The organism is Micromonospora sp. LOL_025, assembly GCF_048060285.1.
Lineage (GTDB): Bacteria > Actinomycetota > Actinomycetes > Mycobacteriales > Micromonosporaceae > Micromonospora.
In genome coordinates, this window is record NZ_JBHMIR010000032.1 from 44,930 (window position 1) to 69,940 (window position 25,011).

15 protein-coding genes and 1 pseudogene are annotated in these 25,011 nt (G+C 72.1%); 5 read left to right on the plus strand and 11 right to left on the minus strand.

Features of this window, described 5'->3' with window-relative positions:
* Position 1 precedes the first annotated feature (1 nt).
* From ACFHW0_RS27175 to ACFHW0_RS27195, 5 genes are all read right to left on the minus strand, one after another.
* Positions 2-808, minus strand: coding sequence for an ABC transporter permease (locus ACFHW0_RS27175; protein WP_416612084.1), 807 nt, complete (start codon positions 806-808; stop codon positions 2-4).
* Positions 801-1,595, minus strand: coding sequence for an ABC transporter permease (locus tag ACFHW0_RS27180; protein ID WP_416612086.1), 795 nt, complete (start codon positions 1,593-1,595; stop codon positions 801-803). The genes ACFHW0_RS27175 and ACFHW0_RS27180 overlap by 8 nt, the downstream gene beginning before the upstream one ends.
* Positions 1,595-2,617, minus strand: a complete 1,023-nt coding sequence (locus tag ACFHW0_RS27185; RefSeq protein ID WP_416612088.1) for an ABC transporter ATP-binding protein — start codon at positions 2,615-2,617, stop codon at positions 1,595-1,597. The genes ACFHW0_RS27180 and ACFHW0_RS27185 overlap by 1 nt, the downstream gene beginning before the upstream one ends.
* Positions 2,614-3,975 carry a glycosyltransferase family 2 protein gene (locus ACFHW0_RS27190; protein ID WP_416612090.1) on the minus strand — a complete coding sequence of 454 codons (1,362 nt, stop codon included), beginning with the start codon at positions 3,973-3,975 and terminating at the stop codon, positions 2,614-2,616. Before ACFHW0_RS27190 ends, ACFHW0_RS27185 begins: the two co-directional genes overlap by 4 nt.
* Before the next feature lie 116 nt (positions 3,976-4,091).
* Positions 4,092-4,292 (minus strand): hypothetical protein, encoded by a 201-nt coding sequence (locus tag ACFHW0_RS27195; RefSeq protein WP_416612092.1) that lies wholly within the window; start codon positions 4,290-4,292, stop codon positions 4,092-4,094.
* A gap of 264 nt (positions 4,293-4,556) precedes the next feature.
* Between ACFHW0_RS27195 and ACFHW0_RS27200 the strand changes: the two genes are divergently transcribed.
* Positions 4,557-4,946: a hypothetical protein gene (locus ACFHW0_RS27200; RefSeq protein WP_416612094.1), complete on the plus strand. Its 390-nt coding sequence runs from the start codon at positions 4,557-4,559 to the stop codon at positions 4,944-4,946.
* A complete protein-coding gene (locus ACFHW0_RS27205) occupies positions 4,943-5,416 on the plus strand; it encodes a winged helix-turn-helix domain-containing protein (RefSeq protein ID WP_416612096.1) in 474 nt (157 codons plus the stop codon). Before ACFHW0_RS27200 ends, ACFHW0_RS27205 begins: the two co-directional genes overlap by 4 nt.
* Here the strand turns inward: ACFHW0_RS27205 and ACFHW0_RS27210 are convergent.
* From ACFHW0_RS27210 to ACFHW0_RS27225, 4 genes are all read right to left on the minus strand, one after another.
* Entirely contained in the window at positions 5,377-6,408 is a 1,032-nt protein-coding gene (locus ACFHW0_RS27210; protein ID WP_416612098.1) for a ParB N-terminal domain-containing protein, read from the minus strand. The genes ACFHW0_RS27205 and ACFHW0_RS27210 overlap by 40 nt on opposite strands.
* Before the next feature lie 233 nt (positions 6,409-6,641).
* A complete protein-coding gene (locus tag ACFHW0_RS27215; protein WP_416612100.1) occupies positions 6,642-8,627 on the minus strand; it encodes a tachylectin-related carbohydrate-binding protein in 1,986 nt (661 codons plus the stop codon).
* 156 nt (positions 8,628-8,783) lie between these two features.
* Entirely contained in the window at positions 8,784-11,159 is a 2,376-nt protein-coding gene (locus ACFHW0_RS27220) for a hypothetical protein (protein WP_416612102.1), read from the minus strand.
* 58 nt (positions 11,160-11,217) lie between these two features.
* On the minus strand, positions 11,218-21,000 hold the full coding sequence (locus ACFHW0_RS27225) for a polymorphic toxin-type HINT domain-containing protein (protein ID WP_416612104.1): 9,783 nt from the start codon (positions 20,998-21,000) through the stop codon (positions 11,218-11,220).
* A gap of 633 nt (positions 21,001-21,633) precedes the next feature.
* Between ACFHW0_RS27225 and ACFHW0_RS27230 the strand changes: the two genes are divergently transcribed.
* Positions 21,634-21,864: a hypothetical protein gene (locus ACFHW0_RS27230; protein ID WP_416612106.1), complete on the plus strand. Its 231-nt coding sequence runs from the start codon at positions 21,634-21,636 to the stop codon at positions 21,862-21,864.
* A 588-nt stretch (positions 21,865-22,452) separates the two neighbouring features.
* On the opposite strand, the gene ACFHW0_RS27235 is transcribed toward ACFHW0_RS27230, so the two are convergent.
* Together ACFHW0_RS27235 and ACFHW0_RS27240 are read right to left on the minus strand one after the other, a co-directional pair.
* Positions 22,453-23,343: a twin-arginine translocation signal domain-containing protein gene (locus ACFHW0_RS27235; protein ID WP_416612108.1), complete on the minus strand. Its 891-nt coding sequence runs from the start codon at positions 23,341-23,343 to the stop codon at positions 22,453-22,455.
* Positions 23,344-23,464: 121 nt separating this feature from the next.
* On the minus strand, positions 23,465-23,713 hold the full coding sequence (locus ACFHW0_RS27240; protein ID WP_416612110.1) for a hypothetical protein: 249 nt from the start codon (positions 23,711-23,713) through the stop codon (positions 23,465-23,467).
* Positions 23,714-23,893: 180 nt separating this feature from the next.
* Between ACFHW0_RS27240 and ACFHW0_RS27245 the strand changes: the two are divergent.
* A pseudogene (locus tag ACFHW0_RS27245) lies at positions 23,894-24,079 on the plus strand (transposase); the annotation flags it as partial.
* 202 nt (positions 24,080-24,281) lie between these two features.
* The gene (locus tag ACFHW0_RS27250; protein ID WP_416612112.1) at positions 24,282-24,821 is read left to right on the plus strand and encodes a hypothetical protein; all 540 of its coding nucleotides are present in this window, start codon (positions 24,282-24,284) and stop codon (positions 24,819-24,821) included.
* Positions 24,822-25,011: the final 190 nt, after the last annotated feature.

Genomic DNA, 25,011 nt, shown 5'->3' on the forward strand with positions numbered 1-25,011 from the left:
GTCAGGTGCCCGCGCTCTCGTAGCGGCGCAACCCGAGTCCGAACACCGCCAGCGCGCCGGCGACGGCGGCCAGGGCGACCAGGGGGGTCGACGCGCCGACGGTGGCCGAGGCGCCCTTGCCCAGCAGCGCCGCGGCCGGGAAGTAGCCGACGAACGCCACCGGGACGACGGTCAACAACGACCGCAGCCCCGGGCCGTACACGGTCAGCGGGTAACGGGCCAGGTCACCGAGCAGGTGCACGCTGACCGCGACCGAGTTCGACGGGCTGAGCAGCCAGAACGCCAGGGCGTTGGTGGCGAGGCTGACGGCGGTCTTGACCAGGATCCCGCTGACCAGCAGGACAGCCGCCCACAGCAGGGTGAGCGGCGTCCACGCCACCGCGGTCCGGCCGGCGGACAGGCCGAGCAGCAGCCCGCCGATCAGCACGTTGCCGAGCCCGTTGACGCCGACCGCCGAGCCGGTCACCTGGAGCACCACCGGGTAGGGCCGGACCAGGAAGTAGTCCAGGCCGCCCAGGTTGACCATGCCGCTGAGCTGCCAGGCGCCCTCGCAGAACAACGACCCGATCCCCTCGGCGAGCATCACCATCCCGCAGACGCAGAGCACCTCCCACCTGCTCCAGCCCACCAGCACCGGGGTCTGCGCGAAGATCGTCACGACGAACACCAGCCCGGCGAGCTGGCCGAGCACCGTCGCACCCACGGTGAGCAGCGCGTCGGCGCGGTACTCCAGCACGGCGCGCAGGTGGGCGCCGAGCAGGCGCCGGTAGATGCCCAGGGTCCCCGGCGGGCGGAGTCGGTCATCCACCGTGCACCACCAGCCGGCGGACCGCGACCCGCCACAACAGCCGCGCCGCCAGCCAGAGCAGCACGGTCCACAGCAGTTGGACCCCGACCAGGGACAGCGCCGCCGTCCCCCGGGCCTCGCCGAGGAAGATCAGCGCCGGGGTGGAGACGATGCCCGGGAACGGGGAGAACGCGCAGATCGTCTGCAACCACTGCGGGTACAGGGCGATCGGCACCAGCGCGCCGGACAGGATGCTCGTCACCGCGACGCGGGACATGCTGAGCCCGTGGAAGTTGCCCGTCCAGAAGCAGGCCAGCCCGACCGCGTAGACCAGGGCGAACTTCAGCGGTACCACGGTGGCGAGGCTGGCCAGGAACAGGGCGGCCTGGGGCGCGTCGGGCAGCGGGGCGCCGCCGAAGACCGCCAGCAGGGCCGTGCCCATCGCCGCGACCACCACCAGCTCGCCGAGCAGGTAGCCGATCGACTCGGCGAAGCGGGCCACCTGGTAGTCGATCGGCCGGACGAGGTCCAGCGCGACCGATCCGTCCAGCACCCGCAGCGCGAGCTGACCGTCGGTGAAGCTGGACAGGACGGTCCCGGTGAGGAACGAGACGAACAGGTAGCCCTTCATCTGGTCCCAGGAGAGCCCGGCCAGGCTGCCGTCGGCGTCACCGGCGAACAGCGCCCGCCACACCGCGAACAGCGCCACCGCCTGGACCACGCTGCCGACCAGTTGCAGCAGGAACTCGGTGCGGTAGACCAGCACGGTGGACCAGGCCATCCGGCTCAGCGTCAGGTACGGCGTCATCAGGCCCGGACCACTCCGGCCGCCCGGCCGAGCTCGCCCGCGTACGCGCGGCGGACCACGTCCTCCAGGGACGGCTCGTCGATGCGCAGGTCGACCACCCCGGCCACCGACGACACCGCCGAGACCACCTCGCCGGCGCCGAACCGGTCCCGGTCGAAGGTGACCGACAGGTGCCGTGGCGAGCCCCCGGCGGTGACCCGCGTGCCGGGCAGCCCGACGTCGAGGTCGCCGGCCCAGTCCCGGTCCAGGGACAGGTGCAGCGTCCGGTCCCGGGCGAGCATCCGCCGGACGGTCTCCATCGGCCCGTCGAAGATGATCCGGCCGCCGTCGATGACGACCAGGCGGCGGCACACCTGCTCGATGTCGCCGATGTCGTGGGTGGTGAGCAGCAGCGTCGTGCCGGCCCGGCACTGGGCGCGCAGGAAGTCCCGGACGGCCTGCCGGGCGATGATGTCCAGCCCGATGGTCGGCTCGTCCAGGAAGACCACCCGGGGCGAGTGCAGGAGCGCGGCGGCCAGGTCGGCCCGCATCCGCTGGCCCAGTGACAGCCGCCGGGCCACCACCGGCAGCAGCTCGCCCAGCCCGAGCAGCGCGTCGAACTCGGCGAGCCGCTCCGCGTACCGCCGGCGGGGGATCCGGTGGATGTCCCGCAGCAGCGCCAGGGAGTCCCGCACCTGGAGGTCCCACCAGAGCTGGCTGCGCTGGCCGAAGAGCACCCCGATGTTGCGGGCGTTGGCGTGCCGGTCCCGGTGCGGGGTCACCCCGCACACCTCGACCTGCCCGGAGGTCGGATGCAGGATGCCGGTCAACAGCTTCACCGTCGTCGACTTGCCGGCTCCGTTCGGCCCCACGTACGCCACCGCCTCGCCGGAGCCGATGCTCAGGTCCACGCCGTCGACCGCGGTGCGCTCGTGGTGCCGGGGCCGCACCAGGTGCCGGAGCGAGCCGGCCAGGCCGGGCGGCTTGTCCGGCATCCGGAACGTCTTGGTCAGTCCGCGCGCCCGGATCAGCGGCGCGGTCACGGGCCGGCCGACTCGGGGAGGACCGGCGCGAAGGCCGCCGGCAGCGGGCGAAGGGTCAGCACGTCACCGAGCCCGTCGACGCGGGTCAGGTCGGTGGTGAACGCGGCGTCGAAGGCGCGGCGCACGTGGTCCAGCCCTGCCGGCCCCGGGGGCAGCGACGCCGAGCCGGGGTCCGCGGTGCGGACCAGGTGCACCTCGCCGGCCAGCCGGCCGGCGACGTTGACGAACTGGCAGAGGTCGTCCCACCGCAGGTGCCGCCAGAAGTCCACACTGACCACCGCGTCGAGGCTGCCCGGCGCGATCGGCGGGTCCATGCCGATCAGGTGGTGGTTGGTCGGGCCGGGCGGGGCGGCGTAGTCGAAGGTGACGGCCTCGGCCGGCAGGTCGGCCTCCGCGCTGCCGGTACCCACCCACAGCACGCGCGGGCCGGGGAGGCGGTCGGCGAGCCGGTCCACCGCCGGCCCGATCCGGCAGGTCGACCGCCGTACGCAGTCGGTGACGGCGGAGCGGTAGTGCACGATCCGCTCCACCGAGTCGTACACCTCCAACATGCCGTAGAACTCCCACTCGATGACCTGCTCGGCGGCGAGCGCCCGGTTGGCGGCGAACTCGGCCCAGTTCCGGTCGATGTTGCGGTGGTGCGGCAGGTGGAAGGCGCGGGCCTCGTCGTCGAAGGCGAAGTTCAGCCCGCTCAGGCCGAGGTGCTTGTGCACCCGGTAGAACAGCTCGATGTCCTCCAGGCCCCAGCGCAGCCCGAAGCGTTCGTCGAAGCCACCGGCCAGGTCGAACAGGTCACGGGCGACCGAGATGTTGTGGGTGTAGCTGAACAGCCAGCCCGCCCGGAGCCACTCCTGCCCCGGCGGCTCACCGTGTGGGAAACGCAGGTCGCCGCCGCCGTCCGCGCGGCGCCGGGGGACGTCCACGACCTCCTTGCCCTCCAGCGCGGCCTCGACGTGCGCCAGGCTCAACTCGTCGCGGCGGCCCAGCAGCACGGCGGGCCGGCCGGGGACCGCGTGGTGGGCCAGGTGGCGCTCCAGCAACTGCGGCGAGGTGTACGAGTCGGCGTCGAGGAACAGCAGCAGGGGCGCCCGGGTGTGCCGGACCGCCTCGTTCCGGGCGGCCGCCCGGCCCCGCCGCTCGGGGAACTCCAGCAGGCGCAGGTCGATCCCACTCGCGACCTGGGCGATGCCGGCGTAGCCCTCGGGGGATCCGCCGTCCCGGACCACCACCACCTCGAAGCGCTCGGGGCGCAGCGTCTGGCGGGTCAGCGAACGCAGCGTCGGCGCCAGGCACTGCGCGTCCTGGTGCGTCGGTATGACCACGCTCAGCTCGATCTCGTCGTCCGTCCGTGCCGCCATCCGACTTCCTCCCGTCAAAGGTCACCCCGTGCGGTCGGGGCGCCGACGGCGCCGGCACCCCGACCGTGGCGCGTCCGGTGCCGGGCTGGCCGGCGCCGGACGCGCCCCTCACCCGATCAGTGGCAGTTGATGCAGCACCACTGGATGGGACGCCCGCCGCAGCCGCCACCACAGCAGCTCCGGCCGTCGTTCGCGCCCTCGGTGACCGAGATGCTGCCGGCGGGGGCGACCGCGTACAGGTTGGTCGTCTCGTCGGTCTGCTCGGCCCAGGACACCTCGGTGATGTCCAGAGCGGTCAGGTCGAGTGGTCCATTCATGTTCCACCTCCAGTTGACGGGATCGTCGCCGGGCAGCATAGGGAGCGCTCCCACACGTCAGGCGGGCTCGCCGGTCACGGAATGGTCAAGCAAAGACGAACTGCGGGCCTGAGCGCCACGAAGAGCCCTTTTCCGATCCCGGCACGGGAGGCGGCTCAACTTGCCCGCGAGGAAAGTACGCGCTACTTTCCTGTGAGGAAAGCTAATCGTCCGTTCGGGAGAGGACCCATGAACCCACGCGAAGCAGAACAGACACTGGCACAGGTGGCCGAGCGCCGTCGTCAGAGCATCGAGGCCGGCACCGCCGCCTGGTCCCCACGCGCGCTGTGGACCATCTGCCTCGGCGTCATCGCCCTGGGTCTGCTCATCGACGCCGACATGATCTGGCTGTGGGCCCTGCTGGTGGTCCTCGGCCTGGGGACGGCGTGGAACCGCGGCGTCCAGCTCCGGCCGACCCGCTCGTCCCGGCACTGGAAGGTGGCGCTGGTGGCGACCTTCGTCCTGGCCCTCGCCGCCGACATCGCCGTGCAGTTCGTCGTCCGCGCCCTGCACTGGCCGATGCCCAACACCATCGGTGCCCTCGGCGCCGCCGTGACCATCGCCCTGCTCAGCCGGCCGGTGCAGGCGCGCCTGGCCGCCAGCCTGCGCCCGTGAACCGCCCCCGACCGGCGACGCCCACCGCTCCCGGCGCACCGCTGCCCGCAGCCGGCCTGGACGGGTTCCTGCACACCCCCGCCCGGTTGAACATCTGCGCTCTGCTCGCCCCGGCCGAGTGGGTGCTGTTCTCCTTCCTGCGGGACAGCATCGGCACCAGCGACTCCGCGCTGTCCAAACAACTCACGACGCTCGAACAGGCCGGCTTCGTGGAGATCCGCAAGGACCACAACGTCCGGCGCCAGACCTCCGTCCGCCTGACGGACAACGGGCGCGCGAGGTTCGACGCCTACCTGGCCAGCCTCGAGGATCTCGTCGCCCGGGCGCGCGGCGCAGCCGACAGCGCACGGCAGCGTCCGGCTGGCGCCGACCGGCTCGTCGACGACAGTGGGCACCCCTCGCCAACAGTCGACCGCTCGTTCGAAGGCGGTCAGCCCACTCGGGACGGCGTCTTCTCGTCGCCGAACTGATCGGCGAAGTCGAGCCAGCCGCTGGCGCAGGCACGGGCGATCGCGTCCAACGAGTGCCGGCAGTGGACGGGTGCCACGCCCTCCATCGAGCCGGACTGCTCGAGGAACGCCAGCGTGGCCGACACCAGTCGGAGCAGCGCCCGGCCCTGGTCCGTGTAGCGCAGAGCCGGCTCCTGGACCAGCCACCCCAACTGGGCCCGGATCCTGCGCATGCTGAGCTGTCCGGCGTCCGCCGCGACCCGCTGTGCCGCCACGGGCCGTGCCGCGCCGGCGGTGTGGCTGACCAGCTCGGGCTCGCCGCCCAACATCCGCCGCCGTACGTCCAGGGTGGTGCCGACGGACACGCCGGCGCGGCGGGCCACCTCGCGCAGGCTGGCTGACGGTTCCTCGCGCATGATCTGCTCGGCCGTCCGGCGGCCCTCCTCGGCGGAGAGCGGGTGGCGTCTGCCGTCGCGGCCGATCCGGGTCCCGAGCCGCTGACCGGTGTCGGCAGCACCCTGTCGCGCCTTGGCGACCGTGCGCGGCGCGACCCCGCACACGGAGGCGATCCAGCGGTCCGACCAGTCGGGATATGTGTCGAGGATGCGCCGCACCGCAGCCGCCCGGTCCTTCACGCGCAGCGCCTTGCCGTGGGTCGCGTTGAGCCGCACCGCGAGGACGAACGCCTCCTCGGAGGTCCCGTCGAAGTACACCACGGGCACCTGCCGCTGGCCGCGCGTGCGCGCCGCGGCGAGCCGGTGCAGCCCGTCCACCACCCGCATCGTCGACCGGTGCACGACCAGCGGCGGCAGCTCGTCCGCCAGCCCGGCCAGGAGCTGCACATGAGCGCCGTCGATGCCGTCGAGCCGGGGTGAGAGCCCGTTCCGCAGCAGGGCGACGTCCACCTGTTCGGCCTTGCCACGGATGCGCTCGAGCGCGTCCGCCGCGTGCTCCTCCGCCGGAGCGGCCTGCGGAAGCGCGACGTCGGTCCTCGCCGTCGGTACAGGACACATCTGCCTTTTCCCATCAGGAAGCAGCGACCCGGACAACCCCGTCGGTCGGGTGGGCAGCTAGAAGCTAGCGCGCCCCGGAGACCGGTGGGTACAACCGCCGTACACGCTGCGTACAAGCCGCTCGCAGGCTCGGCCGACGACCGGGGCCGCGTGACCGGCCCGGTCGCACCCGGGCAGCGGGAAGGGGCCCGGGGGCGGTCAGCCCACGGGCCCCTTCCGGGTCCGGCCTCCGGTCAGTCGACGGGAGGCGGTGGGGGAAGCACGTGCCGGTGGAAGACCGGACGCTCGGTCGACGCGCTGGTCGTACGGGCACGGGCCGCGCCGGCGTTCCAGGAGGTCGGCTCCTGGACGGTGTACAACCGCAGCGAGCCGGCGGGGGTACGGGCGAGGTAGGCCACGTTCGCACCGTTGGCGTTGACGAAGCTGAACGCGGTCGGATCGGTGGCGTAGCTCTCGAACGCGTCCTGGGCCGGGATGAAGGCGCCCCAGGTGCCGCTGCCCTGCGCCGTCTCGGCGGCGTAGTGGATGTAGCCGTCGGTGCCACGCACGTAGACGCCGATGCGGCCCGTGACCGGGCTCAGCAGCGCACTCGGCGCGCCCGCAGGCACGACACCGGTGCCGCCGACCGGCGTCCACGTCCCGGTGAAGGTGCCGTCGATGCGGCGTTCGGTGGCCGCGATCCGGCCGGCGGAGTTGCGGGAGAAGATCCGCAGCCGGTAGCCGGGCATCACCACGACGGCCGGGGTGCCGGTGAAGCCGCTGCCGCCGAGGCTGGTCCACGCCCCCAGCGTGCCGCCCGTGTACAGGGCCGCCTGCAACGTGCCGGCGCGGTCGGCGACGACGACCAGGGCGCTCGCGCCGGCCAGCGGCACCGCCACCGGAGTACCGGTCAGGCCGCTGCCACCGAGCTTGCGCCAGGCCAGCAGGTCCGCGTGCACCGGGTCCTGCCGCCGGGCCCACAGGGCGCCACCCGCGTCCACCGCGAACACCACCTCACGTTGGTCGGAGAGGCGCACCGTGGCGGGCCCGGTGGCCATCCGGCCGCCCAGGTCGGCCCAGCCGCTCCAACCGGGGCTCCCGGCGGCGGACTGGGTACGGGTCCAGGCGTCGCTGTTGACGTTGCGAGCCGTGACCCGCGTCAGGTTCTGCGTGTTCTCCGACAGCGCCGGCACGCCGCTGAACCCCTCGCTGCCGGAGACCGCGGTCAGTTGCAGCGAGCTGAAGTTGTCCGGGCTCATCCGGCCGTGCAGCAGCCGGCCGATGTTGTCGGTGTGCGCGAGCTCGATGCTGTTCGAGCTGGCCTGCGTCACGCTCGCCGGAGCGTACTGCGCCACCGGCACCGACGGCCGGGCCGGGACGTGCGACACGGCCAACGTGCAGGCGTTGGTGACGGCCGCCACGTTGCTGAAGCTGTGCCAGGAGCTGCCGGCGGTCCGCCGCAGGAGCACCCAGGTGCCGTTGTCCTCGCGGAAGCGGTACTGCGCCAGGGTCCCGCTGGCCTCGATCCCGAACAGGGTGTCCCCGCCGGCCGAGAAGATGCCCTTGGTGAACACGTTCCAGCCCGTGCCGAGCTGCGACTGGTAGTCGATCCACCGCTGGCTGTCCGCGTCGTAGCGGTAGCGGAAGAGCCGACCGTCGGTGGCGTCCCGGGCGAACAGCACACCCTGGCCGGCGGCGACGATGAGGTTGAACCGGCCCCACCCGGTGTCGAGCAGGCGATTCGAGAAGGCCCAGGCACCGGTCGCCTCGTCGTACCGGTAGGTGCGCAGCCTGCCCTCCGCGTCGACGGCGTAGAAGTCGCCCCGCTCGTCGACGGTGATCCTGTCCCGGGCGCCGGCGGTCGCGAACTGGGTGAAGCCGGTGCTGATCCGCTGGGCGGTGCTGCCGTTGATCTGCTCCCAGCCGCTGCTCGTCCAGCGGTAGCGGTACAGCCCGTTCGCGTTGATGCCGTAGAGCCGCCCACCCGGGCCACCGATCACCCGCCCGTACTTCTGCCAGCCGGTGCCGAGTTGACTGCGGCCCGAGAAGCTCAGGCTGGTGCTACCGGGCGCGTTGAGCGCGTACCGCCAGAGCCGGCCGCCGGGTTCGGCGGCGAAGACCGACGTCTGGGCGGCGCAGCTCACCGTGTCGGCGGCCCGCGCGGGAGCCGGCTGGACCACCGCCAGCAGCGCCGCGACCTGCGCGGCGGCCAACCCGCCGCGCCATCGTGACCGGTTCATGACATGCCTTCCCATCGAGCCGGCGTCGCGGGGCGCCGCCGGTTCCCGATGGGGGCGACGGCCCGGTGAACGGCCGACTGATCAATATCGAGAGGTGACGTTGCTGTGTGCCGGTACCGGGTGGGCGCGGACCGGGCCGCGCCCACCCGTGTGCTGTCAGGCCGGTGGGGCGGGGAGGGTGTGTGCGGCGAAGACGCCGCGCGCGACCGCCGCGGGAGCGGCGTCCCCGGTCCGCTCCGCCCCCGAGGTCGAGCTGCGGTCGGTCGCGGCGGCGAGACCCGTCACCGGCTGCCGCTCGTAGATGCGGCTGGCGTTGTTGGCGTTGCGGAACAGGATCAGCCACGTCTGCCCCGCGCCGTTGGTCACCGGCACGATCGTCGGATCCGTCGCCGCCGACTCGAACAGGTCCGGGATCGCGGCCGACCACGCGCCGAACACCCCCGAACCCTGCGCCGTCTCCCACGACAGCATGACCGCGCCCGACGGGCTGCGGGTGACGACCGCCGTGCGGCCCAGCACCGGGTCCAGGACCGCCGCCGGCGCGCCCGCCGACACGTACGACCCCAGCGAGGTCCAGGCCGCCGGGAACGTCCCCGCCGCGTCCTGGTACTTCGTCGCGATCCTGCCGTCGAGGTTCTGCACGAAGACCCGCGTCCGGTAGCCGGGGTACACCACCACGGCGGGCGTGCTGGTGCCGGTGCCGCCGAGGTTCGTCCAGGGGGACAGGGTGCCCTCGACGTACTCGGCCGTGACCACCGTGCCGGCGGCGGTGCGCAGGAACAACCGCACGCCGGTACGGGTCTGCGCGACGACCGGCGTGCCGACGAAGTCCTGGTCGCTCAGTACCCGCCAGGCCGGGATGGTGCCGGCCTGCTGGTAGACCCAGAGCTTGCCGTCGGCGTCGACGGCGAACACGGCCATCGTGCCGGAGGGCAGCCGGGTCACCGCCGGGGCGGCGGCCATCGAGCCGCCGAAGTCGGCCCAGGCACCCCACGTCGCCGAACCCACCGCCGTCTGGGTGCGCGCCCACACGTCCGAATCCGAGTAGCGGGCCGCCACCTGCACCTTGCCGTCACCCAGCACGCCCAGCGACGGCCGGCCCGAGAACGCCTCGTTGCCCGACACCACGGTCCACTGCACCGAGCCGAAGTTGTCCACGTCGGTCTGGTGCCCGATCAGCACCCGGCCGATGTTGTCCGTGTACGCGTACTCGACCATGCCCAGCGACGCACCCGTCACCGGGCCGGCCTGCACGCCCACCGACGCCGCGAACGACTCCACCGGGGCCGCCGGGATCGGGTCGGCGAAGTAACCCTGGATGTCCACGATGAGGCGGGTGGACGCGGCCAGCGTGTGCCTCAGCCGGATCGCGCCGTCGGTGCCGGGCGGGACGATGACCAGGCCGGTCACGCTGTGCGACTTGCGCGTGTGCACCTGGGAGACGGCGGGCACGGCGCCGCCGGTCGGCCACACCTGGACACTGCCGGCGGCGGACGGGGCGACGGCGGTCACGTTGAGGACCACGCCGGCGACGCCCCGGGTGGGCATACCGAGCTTTCCGGTCACCTGCACGTCGACCGTCCCACCGGCCGCGACCGAGCCGTCGTGGAGCCGGGTGGCCGCGAGGTGCCGGAAGCCGGCTCCCTGACCGGCGTCGCCGCTGATGTAGCCGTACGGCGCGACGATCAGGTCGACGGCGGCACCGCTCTGGTTGGTGAACGTGGCCTGGCCGGCCGCGGAGAGCGGCACCGAGGTGAGGTGCCCGGTGTGCCCGGTCTCCTCGAAGCTCACCGCCGAGTGCGGCGGCGCGCCGCCGCCGGCCGGCATCACGCCGAGCCAGCCGGGCCTGGTCACGTTGACGGCGATCACGTTGGCCAGCACGGCGGTCGCGGTCGCCGGGATCGCGCCGCCGGTCAGCGTCACCGTGCGGGTGCCCTGCGCGGCGATCTTCGCCTTGGTCGTACCCGTGCCGTCCCGGGTGTCGACCAGCTTGTCCGACGCGACCGGCACGAACCCGCCGCCGCCACCGACGGTGGAGCGGAAGTATCCCTGCGCGGTGATGATGATGTGCGAGCTGCCGGCGTCCTGCCGTACGGCGATCCGGCCGTTGCCGCCGGGGCGGACGACCGCGGTGTTGGAGACCTGCTCCCCCGGCGAGGTGTTGAGCATCGACACCCCGTTCGGGGTGGTGCCGTCCGGGTAGGCCCGCAGGTAGGTGGTGGCGGTGCCGTCCGTCGTCACCAGCCGGATCAGGACCGCGCTCACTCCCGAGGAGGGGACGCCGCCGACGCCCAGGACCGGAAACGTCACCACGCCGCCGGCCCCGACCTTGCCGGTCCGCCCGCCGATCCCGGTACGGGTGTCGAGCAGCGCGGCGCCTCTCGGCAGCGACACGTAGTCGCCGCCCAGCCCGGCCGCGTCCGCGGCGGCCGGCGACGGGCGCGAGACGGCCACGCCCAACGCCGCCACCAGTAGCACCAGCACGGTCAGCAGCCGCGCCGGCCGCGATCTGTACGTGCCTTCGGTCAACACGTCACTTCCCTTTGTCGTTGTTGTTCGCCTGTGGATGGGGGTATTCGGGCGACCGGCGTCAGCCAAGGTCCGCCGGGTCCGGCGCGTTCGGCAGTTTCCAGAGATCGCGAACGGTTTCCGCAACCCCTGTGGCCTCGTCAAGGACGTCCATCCCCAGGCTCGCCCGCTCGCTGCCCCTCTTGATGGCCTCCTCGAGCTCTTTCATGCGCTCGGGGTCCAGAACGTCTTTGTACGTGCTGAGGCCGCTGTCCTCCAGTTCGACGCCGCCGCATTTGCATTTGCCATCGGGCTTGAAGCCCCACTGCTCGGGCAGGGACGACGGGCCGTGGACCGGGCACCCCGCGTCGGTGTTGTGCACCAGCAGGTCCAGCCCGCCGGCGAGCACGTAGAACGTGTGCGTCGAGTCGACGGTCAGGTTGTAGACCCGCTCCCGCTCGGTACGTTCCCGGGTCGCCAGCACCGTCCCGGTCCCCCCGCTGGAGGTCCGCAACTCCTCACCGGCGACGAGGTCGCCGGCCTCGACCCAGGCGTTCCGCTCCGGTGACCAGAACGGATGGCCCTCGGTCGCGGTGACCGTGGCGCTGGCCGAACCGCCCGGGCCGTCGGTGTCCACCTCGACCTCGACCAGCTCCTTGCGTCCCTCGCCGACGATGACGGCGGTGACCGCGAAGGCGCCCGTGCGGCCGGTGGTGGGGTCGGTGGAGAGCACCTTCTCCCCCACCTGGACCTCGCTGATCGGCTTGGTCGAGCCGTCCGCCATCCGGACCAGCGTGTCGCCGGTGAAGCTGTTGCCGGTGGCGCAGGACGCGACGTCGGCGGCGTCGTCCACCCGCCGGGTGGTGGGCACCCGGGTTCCCCCACGGATGACGTCGGCGACCTCGTCGCCGTGCTGCGTCGCCAGCCGTGCCACGCGTGCCGCGCGCACCGCCCCGCCGCCGACGCCACCGAGGGCGAAGCCGGCGACCGTCGCCACGGTCCAGGCACACGCCTCGAGGTCGCCCTTGCTCACGCAGTCGACGAGGTCGGTGACGCCGACGGCGTCGGCGACCATGCTCAGCCCGTCCTTCACGTAGGGCGCCGCCGCCTGGGCGAAGTCCACCACAGCCTCGGTCGCCTTGGAGACCTCCTCGACGACCGTGCCGACCGCGTGGACCGCCGCCTGGTAGATGACCTTGGCGCCCCGGACCGTGTCGGCCACCACGTCGCGGACGCCGGCGACCACCGCGGCCGGGATGTGTGCCGCCGCCGACACCACCGTCTTGATGGTCGACACGACCGGCTTGAGCGCGGCGGCCACCGCCTGGACCGGGTTGTGCCTGGCCGCGTACTCGATGGCCCGACGCGCGGTCTCGGTGACCCGCCGCTTCGCCTCGTGGATCGCCTGGCGCGCCTGTTCGGCCTTCTGCCTGGCCCAGGTCATCCCCGCCGAGACCGCGCCGCTCACCGTTCGGTATGCGCGCGACACCTTGCTGGCGACCCAGGTGGCCGATGATTTGATCTTGCTGCCGACCCAGCTGACGGCTGTGCGGGCCTTGTTGTAGAGCCACCTGGCGCCGCTGGAGATGGCGCTGGCCGCCTTCCGGACCGCCGAGCCGATCCAGCTGGCCGCCCGCTTCACACCGGCCCAGGCGTAGCTGGCCCCCGCCTTCAGCCCGGACCAGGCGTGGGAGGTGGCCCGCTTCACGCCCGACCAGGCGCTGGCGGCCACCCGTTTCGCGCCCGACCAGGCGCTGGAGGCCGTCTTCTTGACACTGTTGACCACGGACTTGCACCAGCTGCACGAGGGCCAGTGCCCGTCCGGGTCGACGTGCGCCAGCGGGTCGCCTGCCGCGTAGGTGTACCGGTTCGCCAGGATCGAGTCGCCGGTGCGGTAGTTGACCGTGTCGCGGGAGGTGAACGCGCCGGTGCCGGGCTCGTACCAACGCGCACCCATGTCGACCTGGCCGGTGCTCGGGTCGGTCCAGTCGCCCTGGAAGCCCAGGTCGCCGGTGTCACCCTCGGTGGCGACCACCTTGCCGAAGGGGTCGTACGCCTTCGAGTCGGCAAGTTCGGTCAGCGCGGTGTCCGTGGGGTCGATGCCGGCCACCACGTCGCCGTGCCCGTCGGTGAGGGCCAGCAGTTGCTCGTTGCCCTCGCCCACGGCGAGCACCTCGCCGGCCGGCCCCCGGGAGAAGCGGCCGGTGCCGTCGGTGACCACGTCGTCGGCCAGGCCCGCATAACCGAACGAGGAGGTGCCACGGGCCGCCACCCGGTTCAGCGCGTCGTACGTGTACGTCACGCTGCCGGCCGCGGTGAGCCGGTCGAACGCGTCGAAGGCGTACCTCTCGGTCAGCCCGGAGCTGGTCCGCGAGGCGAGCGTGCCCCGCGCGGTGTAGGTGTAGGTGTAGTCCGAGTCGGACAGCAGCCGGTTGCGCTCGTCGTAGCTGGCGGTCTTCGCGCCGGCCCTGATCCGGTTGCCGGAGGCGTCCCAGGCGTACGCCACGGTGCCCTGCGGCCCGGTCCACGAGATCAGGCGCCCGGCCAGGTCGTAGGCGTAGGTGTGCTTGCCCGCCCCGGCCGTTCCGGCCGTGGTCTTGCCGATGAGCTTGTCGTCGGCGTCGTAGGTGTAGTTGACCGAGCTGACCGACTGCCCGGCCGCGTTGCGGGTGACGTCGCTGCTCACCCGCGCCAGGTTGTCGTAGGCGAAGGTGCGGATCCGGCCGGAGCCGTAGTCGATTCTGGTCGGCTGCCCGGCGGCGTCGTAGCTGTAGCTCTGGGTGACGCCGGTGATGCCGTCGCGGGCCGCGGTCAGCCGCCGCTTCGTGTAGGTGTAGGTGGCGGTCCCGGACGCGTCGGTCTGGCTGGTCAGAAGGCCGTCGGCGTCGTACCGGAAGCTGGCGGCGCCGGCCCGGCCCGTGGCGCTGAGCAGGTTGCCCCGGTCGTCGTAGCCGAACGTGTCGGTGCCCACCGGCGCGGTGGCCCGGACGAGCCGGCCGGCCAGGTCGTAGCCGAGGGCACGCTCCGGGGTGCCGGCGCCGCTGCCGGTCTCGCCGGTCAGCCGGCCCGCCGCGTCGTAGCTGCGGATCCGGGTCACCCCGCCGGGCGCGGTCAGCCGGGTCGGCTGCGCGGCGACGTCGTACGCCACCGTCCAGGTGCGGTCGGCCGCGGCGGGGTGGGCGGCGGTGGCCGGCTCGATCTGCGACTCCAGCAGGCCCCAACTGTTGTACGTGGAGATGGTGCGGTTGCCCCGCCCGTCGGTGTAGCGGGTGGGGTTGCCGGCCGCGTCGTAGCCGAAGCTGGTGGTGATCGAGGAGCTGGCGGTGACCGGCTCCACCTGCCGGGCCAGGCGGCCCAGCGCGTCGTACTCGTAGGTGGTGGGCACGCCGCCCGGGCTGACCGCCGAGGTCAGGTTGCCGGCCGCGTCGTAGCCGTAGGTCTGGGTACGCAGGATCGAGCCGTCCGGCGCCACGTCCGACTCGGCGGTGATCAGCCCGAACAGGTCGTAGTCGATCCGCTCGGTGCGGCCCAGCCCGTCGCTGACGCGCACCTGCCGGCCGGCGAAGTCGTAGCCGTAGCTGGTGGCCACCCCGGCGGGATCGACGACCCGGGTGAGCTGGTCGAACACGTCGTACGTGTTGGCGGTGGTGGCGCCGCTGGGCGACACGACCGACGTGACGTTGCCACGGTCGTCGTAGCGGTACTGCGTGGTGAGCGTCCGGGCGGTCGGGTACCGCTCCAGCACCGTGGCGGTCACCTGCCGGTCGAGGTCGTCGTAGGTCGCCTCGGTCCGGCTGCCGGTGGGGCTGGTCACCGACAGGAGCTGACCGGTACGGGTGTAGGTGTACCGGGTCACCGCCCGGTCCGCGGTGCCGGCCGGCGCGTCCCGGCTGACCAGCCGGCCCAGCTGGTCGTACTGGTAGCGGGTGGCGTTGCCCCGCGCGTCGGCGGTCTCGACCACGTTGCCCGCCGCGTCGTAGCGGGCCGTCGTCGTCGGCTGCAACGAGCTGATTCCGGCGGGTGGCGCGTACGTCGGGGCGGTGCTGCCGACCTGGCGGCCCAGTCGGTTGTAGGTGAAGCGGCTGACGTTGCCCCGGGCGTCGGCCGTGTGCACCGTCTCGTCGAAGGTGTTGTAGCCGGTGACGGTGGTCGGCGTGACGGTGCTCGGCGCGGCGCCGTTCTCCTCGGCGGCCACCGGTGGGGCGACCACCCTGACCTGGCGGCCCAGCTCGTCGTGCTGGTAGCGGATCGTCCGCCCGAGCGGGTCGGTGGCGGCGGTCAGCATCCCGCGCTGGTCGTAGGAGCCGGTGGTGACCCGGTTGGCCGTGCCGGCGACGACCGTCTGGCGGATCGGGTTGCCGCTGTCGTCGTAGGCGTAGTCGACCCGCTCCCCGGCGGCGGAGACGCTCCACGGCACGTTGGACGGCCGGCCGGTACGCGTCATCCGGGTGACGTTGCCCATCGTGTCGTACGCGTACGACGTGGTCAGGGCGGCGGCGCCAGGGTTGACCACGACGCTGGCGACGGTGCCGGCCGGGGTGTACGTCTGCTGGGTGACCGAGGTGCCGTTGGCCACGGCCTGTCGGATGCGGTTGCCGGCGCCGTCGTACGTGTTCTCCTCCACGACGTAGTCGCGCTTGCTGCCGTCGGCGTTGCGGAAGTTCTTCAGCACGAGGCGGTGCAGCTGGTCGTCGCCGTAGTACTGGTACTCCAGCCGCCGGCCCATCGCGTCGGTGTCGCTGGCCATCCGCCCGGCGTGGTCGTACGTGTAGGTGTGCAGCACCAGGTAGTCGCCGGTGGTCGGGCCCTCGTCACCCGCGTACGCCCGCAGCCGGACCTCGGCCAGCGCGTTGCGCGCGGTGTAGGCGTAGTCGTACCGGTTGCCGTTCGCGTCCACGACGGTGGTCTCGTTGCCGAACCGGTCGTAGTTCTTGACGGTCTCGTTGCCCTCCGCGTCCGTGGTCTTGATCGGCCGGTTGGACTGGTCGTACTCCCACGTGTTGACCCGGGTCTCGTCGTCGCCGCGCACGTCGTCGACCTCGACGCGGGTCACGTTGCCGTCCACGTCGTAGGTCGTGGTGGAGCGCTTCTGGTGCGCCTGGCCGGTCACGGCGTCGGTGGTGGCCGGCTCGGTGATGCTGACCGGCCGGGACAGCGCGTCGTAGGTGCGGCTGGTGACCACGCCCGCCGGGTAGCTGTCGGAGGTCTCCGTCTCGGTGAGCAACCGGCCCAGCGCGTCGTAGGTGCGGGTGGTGGCCAGCCCCGACGGCTCCGTGATCCGGTAGAGGTCGCCGTTCTGGTAGTACGCGTAGCGGGTGATTTTGCCGCGCGTGTCGGTGGTGGTCAGCAGCAGGCCGGCCGGCACGGTGCCGCCGCCGTACGCCGCCTCGCCACCGGTGGTGTAGGTGTGCCGGACGGTGCCGCCGTCCGGGTTGGCCTGCGTGGCCAGCTCGCCGAACGGGGTGTGGGTGTAGCTGGTCCGGTAGGTGTTGTCGGTGGCGCTGGCCGAGCGCCCGTCCCGCGACTCGGTCGGCAGGTCGTTACGCGGGTCGAACGGGTCGGTGACCGTCGCCGGATAGGTCGTGTAGGCGGTGTGGCAGACCCCGCTGGTGCGGCAGGTCCGCTTGGAGGTGACGTTGCCGCGCTGGTCGTGGGTCATCCGCACGGCGTCGCCGTTCTCGTTCGTGACCACGGTCTGGTTGCCGCGGTCGTCGTACTCGAACGTGCGGATCGCCATGCCGTCCAGCGGGTGCCGCACGAACACCGGCCCGCCGGCGTCGCCCGGGATGACGGTGCAGAACGACGGGTCACCCGGGTCGGGCGTGGAGCACACCTCCGTCGGCGGCGGGGGTGGCGGGGGCGCGGGCGAGCCGGGGCGGTCCTCCTCGCGGGTCTCCAGGCCGAGCGGCGTGCCCGAGCGCAGCAGCTGGCCGCTGAGCGCGTCGTACTCGAACAGGTGCGGCCGGTTGGCCGGGTCCAGCACCTGCACGCTGCGGCGCAGGTCGGTGTCGCCGCCGTAGACCAGCGGCGCGCCGACGGTCCACGTGCCGCCGTGCCGGTCGGTGTGCTTCGTGACCCGGTCGGCCGCGGTGTCGTACGTGAACTGCGCCGCGATCTTGCCGCTCGGCAGGGTCACGGTGGTCAGCTGGTGGGTGCCGGCGGCGTACCGGTGGTGCGCGGTGACCGCCGCCTGGCCCAGCGGGTGGGAGTAGACGGCCACCTCGTCGATCGCGCCCGTGAAGTGCCGGCGGGCCGTCGTGCCCCAGCCCGGCCAGGAGGCCGGCGTCGTGACGTACGCCGCGCCGAGCTGGTTGAAGGTGAGCAGCGAGTGCTCGACCGTCGTGCCGGTGCGCTCGGCCGTCCTGACGCCGTCGAGGTAGAGCGTCTGCACGCCGCCCATGGCCGACAGCACCACGTGGTGCCAGCGCCCGTCGTTGACGGCGGCGGTCGAGGTCAGCGGCGCGATCGAGGAGCCGCCGAACTGGCCACGGAGCAGGCCGTCGGTGCCCACGTACAGCACCGGGACGCCCGTGGTGGAGGTGGCGCCGAGCGCCTTGTCCTGGTAGCCCAGCAGCGGGCCGCCACCGCCGGTGGTGCTGGCCTTGAACCACAGCTCGACCGCGGTGTCACGGGCCTTCTTCACCGCGCCCTTGGGCAGGTCGACGACCGAGGTGGTGCCGTTGAAGGTGGCCGCGGTGTTGCCGGTGCCGGCCAGCGCGCCCGCCGTGCCGAGGATCACGCCCGTGTGGACACCCGCATCCTTGCCCAGGTTGACGGCGACCTCGCTGCCGGCGGCGGTGCCCTGCGGCTCGCCGAGGCGCCAGTACGACTCGGGCTTCGCGTCGAGCATCCCCGTGCGGTAGTTCGAGCCGGCCGCGTAGCCGTACCGGGTGCAGGCGTTGCCGGGCGCGCAGACCGAGGTGAGCAGGTCGCCGTCGTAGGCGTAGGTCCAGGTGGGCGCCGTGCCGCCGACCGCGTCCGCGGCGACGCGGGTCACGTGCGCGCCGCTCCAGGTGAAGGTCAGCGACCGGCCGGCGGTGTTGGTCTGGCTGTTGGCGACCCGCGCCCGGGCCAGCCTGCCGTCGGTGGTGTTGTAGGTGAGCACGATCGACCGCAGGGCCGCGTCGGTGATCTTCGTGAGCCGGCCGGCGGCGGAGAACTGGTACGTCGTCCTCGCCTTGTCGACAAGCGTCCATCCGGTGCCGTTCCAGGTCAGCGAGGCGGTGCGGCCGGCCGGGGCGGCGAAGGTGCCGTCGGGATTACGGCCGAAGCGCACCTGCTGCCCGTCCGGGTACGTGACCAGGACGTTGCCGGAGCCGTCCGCGTCGGGGACGACGCGCATGTCGTACCGGGTCGACCAGCCGGCGCCGAACGCGCCGTCGCGTCGCGGGTCGAGGCTGTTGTAGGTGCGGACCAGGTTCAGCTCGGGACCGACCGTGGTGACCGTGGCGTCCATCGCGGTGGTGGACACGTTGCCGGTCTGGGCGTCGAACTCGCGGTCGCGCGCCGCCGTCGTCGCGCCCGCGATCCGCGAGGTGATCTCCGGCTGGGGCACGGCGGTGAGCAGCGTCGACGTCGGTGACGGCACCTCGTTGCCGCCGTCCTTGACGATCACCCGCCACCGGTAGGTCCTGCTCCACGACAGCCGGCCGGCCGGCACCGTCCAGGCGGTCCTGGCCTGGAAGCCGGAGTCGAAGCACCCGGTGCTGCCGCCGGACGCCGTCTGCTCGCACACCTCGAACTTGTAGGACAGCGACAGTCCCGGGGGCGCGTCGAGGTCCACCGCGCGGGCCCACAGCTGCGGGGTCAGGGTCGGCGCGGCGTAGCCGTTCGGCGGGTACAGCTCCTGCACGACCGGCGGGATGTCGACGACCTCCAGCACCATCCGGGCGGGCGGCACCTGGTGGTCGGTGAAGACCGCGCCACCGGTACGCACCATCGTGAAGTCGAGGAAGTACCGGCCCGGCGGCAGCGCCTTGATCGTCGCATCGAGGGTCACCTTGGCGCCGCGGGCCACCGGGGCGGTCAGGTTGGCCGCGCGCTGCTGGGTGACCGCCGCGCCGGTCCGCGCGTTGTACGCCCGGTAGGCCAGGTAGTAGGCGCCGACCGCCCACGCCTCGGCGCTGCGGTTGGTCACCGTCACGGCGACCCGACCGTCCTGGTTCTGCAGGACCGGCGGGTTCGGCACCGGCTTCGGGATGTGGTACGAGGCGTTGTACGGGCTGTGCGTCACGTACAGCCTCGGCGGATTGGCCGTGCCGAAGCCGGCGAAGCGCTTGCCGCTGAGCGGATCGGTGGAGGCGCGCAACGACAGGCCGTGGTTGGCCTGCGTTCCGTCGACCCACCGCTGCACCAGGTCACCCCCGGCGCCGCCCAGGTCGAACGCCTCGGCCGCCGTCGGGCAGGCCGACCGGTCCTCGCCGAACGCCACGTGCCCGTGTGCGAACGACCGGGTGGCGAGTGCGGCGCCGACGGCGGGACCGGGGTGGGAGTAGCCGGTGCCGGCCGACCACGCGGCCGTCACCGGGTGCACGGTCACCTCGCGGGCCCGGCAGGAGTCGGCGTCGTAGTTGACCACCTGGAGCTGCGCGCCGTAGATGGTGTGGTGGCGCAGTCGCTCCACCAGGCCACCGAACTTCACGTACGAGGCGGCGTTGGCGCCGTCCACCGTGCCGACGCGCAGCTCGCTTGCGCCTGAGGCGGAGCTGCCGCCGTGCACGTACATGGCCGAGTCGGCGGCGCCGTCGGCGACCGGCAGTTCGACCGTCGGGTCCAGGCGGACCGGGTAGACCCGGGCCGGGTCGCGTAGCCAGCCGTCGTCCACGGACACCCGCAGGTGGATCTTACCACCGACGGTACGCAGCTGGTAGGTGACGGCCGTCGAGGTCACCGGGACGGGCGCGGCGTCGACCATGTGGCCGGGCGGGAAGACGGCCCGCACCGTGCCGGCCGCGTCGGACAGCTCCACGGAGCCGTCACGCACCGCCGCGGTGAGCCCTTCAAGGGCCAGCGGGAAGTCGTACGCCCTCGGGGCCTTCGGGGAGCGCAGGACCAGCGTCTCCTTCAGCGCGCCGGGGCGCGACTCCAGCTCCAGGTCCACGCCGGGCAGCACGCCACGGTAGGTGACCAGTGCGCCGTCGGCCTCTCCGGGAATCGACGCGGCGCCGGCCAGCCCGTACGACACGGCCTGACCGCCGGTGAGGGCGAAGCGGGCCACGGCCGGCGCGCCGGCCCGGGCGGCGAGCCGGACCTGCACCGCGTCCGCCGTGTTGCGCCAGCCCGAGGCGGCGTCGCCGGTCAGCCTCGGGTCGATCGGCGCCCAGCCGCCGGTGGCGGTCCGGTAGTTGACCGGCGCCGTGGAGAAGACGGTGGTCTGGGTGCCGTCGGCATTCGCGTAGGCCCGCCGGTACGCGTCACGCTGCGGCGCGAGCTCCCGGCTGGTGGCCGACTGATAGCCGCGCGCCGGGGTGACCGGTGCCTGCTGCACGGTCGCCGTGTTCGCCGGGACACCCGGTCGCTGCGGCAGCGAATGCTGCGGGTGGCGCGACCGCTGGGAGGCGGGGACCTTCCGGTTCGTCCGCGACCGTGCCGCCGCGACGGTCTCCGACTCGCCGTCCCACCGCTGTCGCGGCGCCGCGGCCGTGCCCTGCCCACCCCCGGCCCCGTCGGCCAGCACGTCGAGGCCCGCCTTCGGGGGATCGATCGGCGGCGGCAGCTCCCCCACCCCGGTCACCGCGATGACCAGGGCCATCGCCCCCGCCAGCGCCGGGACCAGCCTGCGACGCAGCGGCGGCCGCGCGTGCCACAGCCCGGGGATCAGGTCGACGGCCCGCTCACCGGACGTGCTCTTGTTGCCGTCGCGCATCGCCGACCTCCGTGGCGCACAGAAGTGTTCTTCCGCACCGCGGCTCGCGATGCCGCCAATGGATATCGTGGTGCGGCACCCCGGTTCGACGTCGATACCCAACCGTTATCCACAGTGGACGTTCAACCGCTGTCCCGTGTCCGGCTGAACGGATGCGGACGCCGGATGAACTGGGGCGTGTCATCCCCAGCGGCGCCTCCACCGAATCGGAATGACGGCGCACGAGTTGTTGGTGTGCGTAACCGGTTCCGCACACCGCCTGCTCGGCAAAATCGATATTCGCAAGCACATGTGAGGTCGGCGGCCACTTCATGGCTGCCCCTCGACGGGTGTTGCCGCCCGCATCACATAGCGGAACAGTGGCCGGAGCGTCGTGGCTTGCGCCGCGGCCAGGCTGAGCTTCGCCGAATCTGGGCCCTGTCAGCCGCGAAGACTGACGGCTTCGGATGGAGTGCCGACGCTGAGATCTGATCGCTCGGAACCTTCATCCCATTCGAGGACCGTCGCGCCGAACGCAGGGCACCCCGCGTCTGGACCAGGGCAAAGGTAAGGTACCGCGGTCAATGTGGAGCGGGCACTGGGGACGAGGTTCCGACGTCGAGGAAACAACGGCTTGCGCAGCTGCGAGACCGCGTGCAGCGGCACCTCGCCACCCGCGCCCCGGAGCCGGTAATCGCGCCGGAGGCGACCGGCGAGCTGGTCGACCTGCTCTGTGCGGTACCGGACCCGCTCGACGATCTCCCAGTCACCCATGCCGCGGGGCTGTTGCTGCTGACCCAGGTCTCCGCCGCCGCCGACGCCGATGCGGTGCCCAAGGCGACGGTGGCGCTGGAGCTGCTCGCCCCTGTAGCTGTGCGGGCATGAGGTGCCAGACGTGGTCCGCGAGCAGTTCGAGCGCCATCCGCCGGCCGAGCCGGACACGGCCTCGACGCTGGCGTCGCTCGGCCGACTGCTGTACGGGCGGACGCTGTCAGGCCCCGGACGAAACGTCAATGTCGCGTACGTCGCCGGTCCCATACCCCGATAAGTCCTGCCGGAGTCGCCGTGCCAGCTGCCGTCCTCAACCTGAAACGCGTAGATCAGCGCCACGAACGCACCCTACGAGAGGACACTGACCGTTTCAACAGGGTCGCCTTGCGTGACGCAATCACCTGCCGCTCATGCGCTCAGCGTCACCCGCACCGGAACCGGCCGGTACACCCGTAGGCGGCGGCGTGTCAGCGTCGACCGGATAAGCACGACGCAGCAAAGTGCAGCACACACCGCCGCCAGACCAAAGCACCCGCGGTAGATGCGGACAGCATTAGCTGTATCGCCAAATGAGCAACCGGTACGGACGTCCGGGTCACCGAATACCGGGTCGGTCTCTGGCTGTGGATCGGCTACGACGAATACTGCTTCTCCGGCTGACCGGCGGCGGACCTGCCCCTTCCGCCGCCGGCCGGCGGGGAATCAGAGATAGACCACCCGGCTGCGGCGTTCCTCGGTGACCGCGTCCAGGCCGGGCGCGTCGAGGTCCACGTAGAGCTGGAGCAGTTGCACCACCGGGTCGAGGTTCACCCCCGCCGGGAGCGGAAGGTTGATGGTGTCGTTGTTCGGCCGACTCGGTGAGCCGGAGGCGTCCCACACCGCGCGGACCATGTTGCCGTCCGGGCCGGTCGCTTCGACCTGGGCCCGCAGCGTCTTCGGGGTGCCGGTGGCCTCGATGACCGCGGTGAACGAGTCGGTCGCCGGGTCCTTGGTGACCGAGACCTTGACACCACCGACCACCTGCACCACCGCCCCGATGGTCAGCCCGCGCACCGCGAAGCTCAGCGTGCGGGCGAGGCCGCCGGTCGACGCGGTGGTGGTCGGGTTGGGGGCCAGGAAGACCTGGCCGTCGGAGAAGGCCTGGAGGTCCGGCTCGCACTTGTACGCGCCGCCCTGCGGCAGCGGCTGGTACACGCTGGTGTTCGACGCCGGCGCCGACTGGGTCAACGTGTAGCAGAGTCCCACGTCGCCACCGGAGACGTTGTGCGCGTAGAGGGACGGGTCGCCGCCGATGTTGATCACCTCGAACTGCACGCCACCGCTCTGGTACGGGTCGGACGTCTGCCCCCGCTGCGCCAGCACGAGCATCGGCAGGACGTTCGCCGCCACGGTCGCCACCTGCACCAGAGAGCCCAGCCAGTCGTCGAGCCCGGCCACTCCGGCCCGGGCCGGCTTCACCGGTGTCGGATCGAGGGCTGCAGTCGCGGTGCCCGGTGCCACCAGGCCGGCCGTGGCGGCAGCCCCGCCGAGCATGGCTGCTCCGCGCATCACGTCCCGACGGCTGACCGACCGACGGTGCTGTTCGTCTCGCATCTTTCGACCTCCGCATCCGACTGCGGTGTGCCGTGAGGTCGGTGTCGCACCCGCTGCCACACCGTGGGTGCGGGTTACATTACTCCTCGTGAATATCAAAGACCATGTCTGCATTTCGGATCTAGGTGAACGCTCGGAGCACCGTGTTGACCAGGACGGTCAGCACGATCGAGGCGAGGACCGAGAAGATAATCATCAGCAGGCAGCCGACGCCGCCACCGAGCGGCCGGATCTCCGTGTTACCGATGCGCAGGGGTGTCCACCTGTCCGTCGGGGAGGTGGGAAGGCCAGGTCGGTCGAGGAGGGCGCGGACCGCGTCGGCCACCCGCGTCGGTGCCGTGGTGCCGACGTTGTGCGCGGCCCCGGGCACATGGGCTCTGTTGCGTTGGCGGATCGGCGGGCACGCCGAGCCGCATCAGCGGGCGTTGGTCAGATCGCTTGGGCGAGTTCGGTGAACGCGGCGGCCACCCGCAGCGCGGGCGGGACGTCGGTATCGAGTTCGTAGTGGCCGCGTCGCAGGTTCTGCCGAAGGCGTGCCCGGTGATGATGGTCTGGGCTGTGCGGGATCCTGTTCGTGCTCTACACGCGATCCCCTGGGAGTACCTGCCCCAGGAACTCGGGTTCGGGTCAGGCATGACCTGCTGGCGGCGGCTGCGGGACTGGAACGACGCCGGCGTGTGGCAACGGCTGCACGAGGTGCTGCTCGGCAGACTGCGGGCCGCCGGGCAGTTGGACATGTTGTCGGCGTACGGGTTCCGGTGCGGAGCCAGGTACGCCCAATGTGTAGAAGCCTGGGCGAGTGGCGCTGGGGGACCCTGCGGCGCCGGTCGCCCGGGCGACGCACGTCCCGTTGCTCACGATGAGTAACCGGTGGACGTGGGCGTCGCCCGAATCGCGGCATGAGCGACTGCGTCGGGCCAGTGACTAACGTCCCTGTCATGACAGCAAAAGCAGCGGGAACGTTTCGTCGGACGCAGATCGAGCGATCGGACCAGCGCGTCGCATGGGAGCGGACAGACCAGGTCTTCTTCGTTGCCGGGGTGTGTCATGTCCTCGCCTGGGTATGCCGAGGGTTCTACGCGGACCGGTCGATTGAGATAGCGGCGGTGCGCTTCGCTGGCGAGCGCCAGGTCTTCCACGTCTACGCGGTCTGGGACGGCTGGGCGTTCGACCACTCAGGCTGGCATCCCGAGCCGCAGTTGCTGGCGGTCAACACAGAGTTCGAAGGCCACCCGCTGGAGCGGGTCAAGATCGCAGTTAGTCTCGCTGAGTTCTGCGAGGAGCACCACTCCCGTATGCCGAATCAGTATTGGCGCGACCCGCTTCCTCGTGCTCGCGAGTACGTGAGCGGTACATCCCACCGTGGGCGTAGCGCCTCCGGTGCTCGCCTGTTGGCGGAAGCGAGCGCGTCACCTGATCTCACTCGGCTAGGTCTGACGGACCCGAACGACGAGCACCACCGTCGGCACCGGCGCTGACTTCGCGTCCCACGTACCGGGATCAAGGAAGACGGCCGAAGCGGCTGCCCGGGAACCCTCAGCTTGAGGAACTGACCCCAGGTGAGGGCCTAGATCAACTACCTACCGTTGTCTTTGGTCTGGAAGCTACAACCGCCACGTATTCGATCTGATGCGAATACAAGACAGTCTGCGCGCGGCATGCAGCTGA

Bases quoted from the DNA above. Each gene is read 5' to 3' on its own strand.
- ACFHW0_RS27195 (WP_416612092.1), bottom strand. From the start codon at position 4,292: ATGAATGGACCACTCGACCTGACCGCTCTGGACATCACCGAGGTGTCC.
- ACFHW0_RS27225 (WP_416612104.1), bottom strand. From the start codon at position 21,000: ATGCGCGACGGCAACAAGAGCACGTCCGGTGAGCGGGCCGTCGACCTG.
- ACFHW0_RS27215 (WP_416612100.1), bottom strand. From the start codon at position 8,627: ATGAACCGGTCACGATGGCGCGGCGGGTTGGCCGCCGCGCAGGTCGCG.
- ACFHW0_RS27180 (WP_416612086.1), bottom strand. From the start codon at position 1,595: ATGACGCCGTACCTGACGCTGAGCCGGATGGCCTGGTCCACCGTGCTG.
- ACFHW0_RS27250 (WP_416612112.1), top strand. From the start codon at position 24,282: ATGACAGCAAAAGCAGCGGGAACGTTTCGTCGGACGCAGATCGAGCGA.
- ACFHW0_RS27190 (WP_416612090.1), bottom strand. From the start codon at position 3,975: ATGGCGGCACGGACGGACGACGAGATCGAGCTGAGCGTGGTCATACCG.
- ACFHW0_RS27235 (WP_416612108.1), bottom strand. From the start codon at position 23,343: ATGCGAGACGAACAGCACCGTCGGTCGGTCAGCCGTCGGGACGTGATG.
- ACFHW0_RS27210 (WP_416612098.1), bottom strand. From the start codon at position 6,408: ATGTGTCCTGTACCGACGGCGAGGACCGACGTCGCGCTTCCGCAGGCC.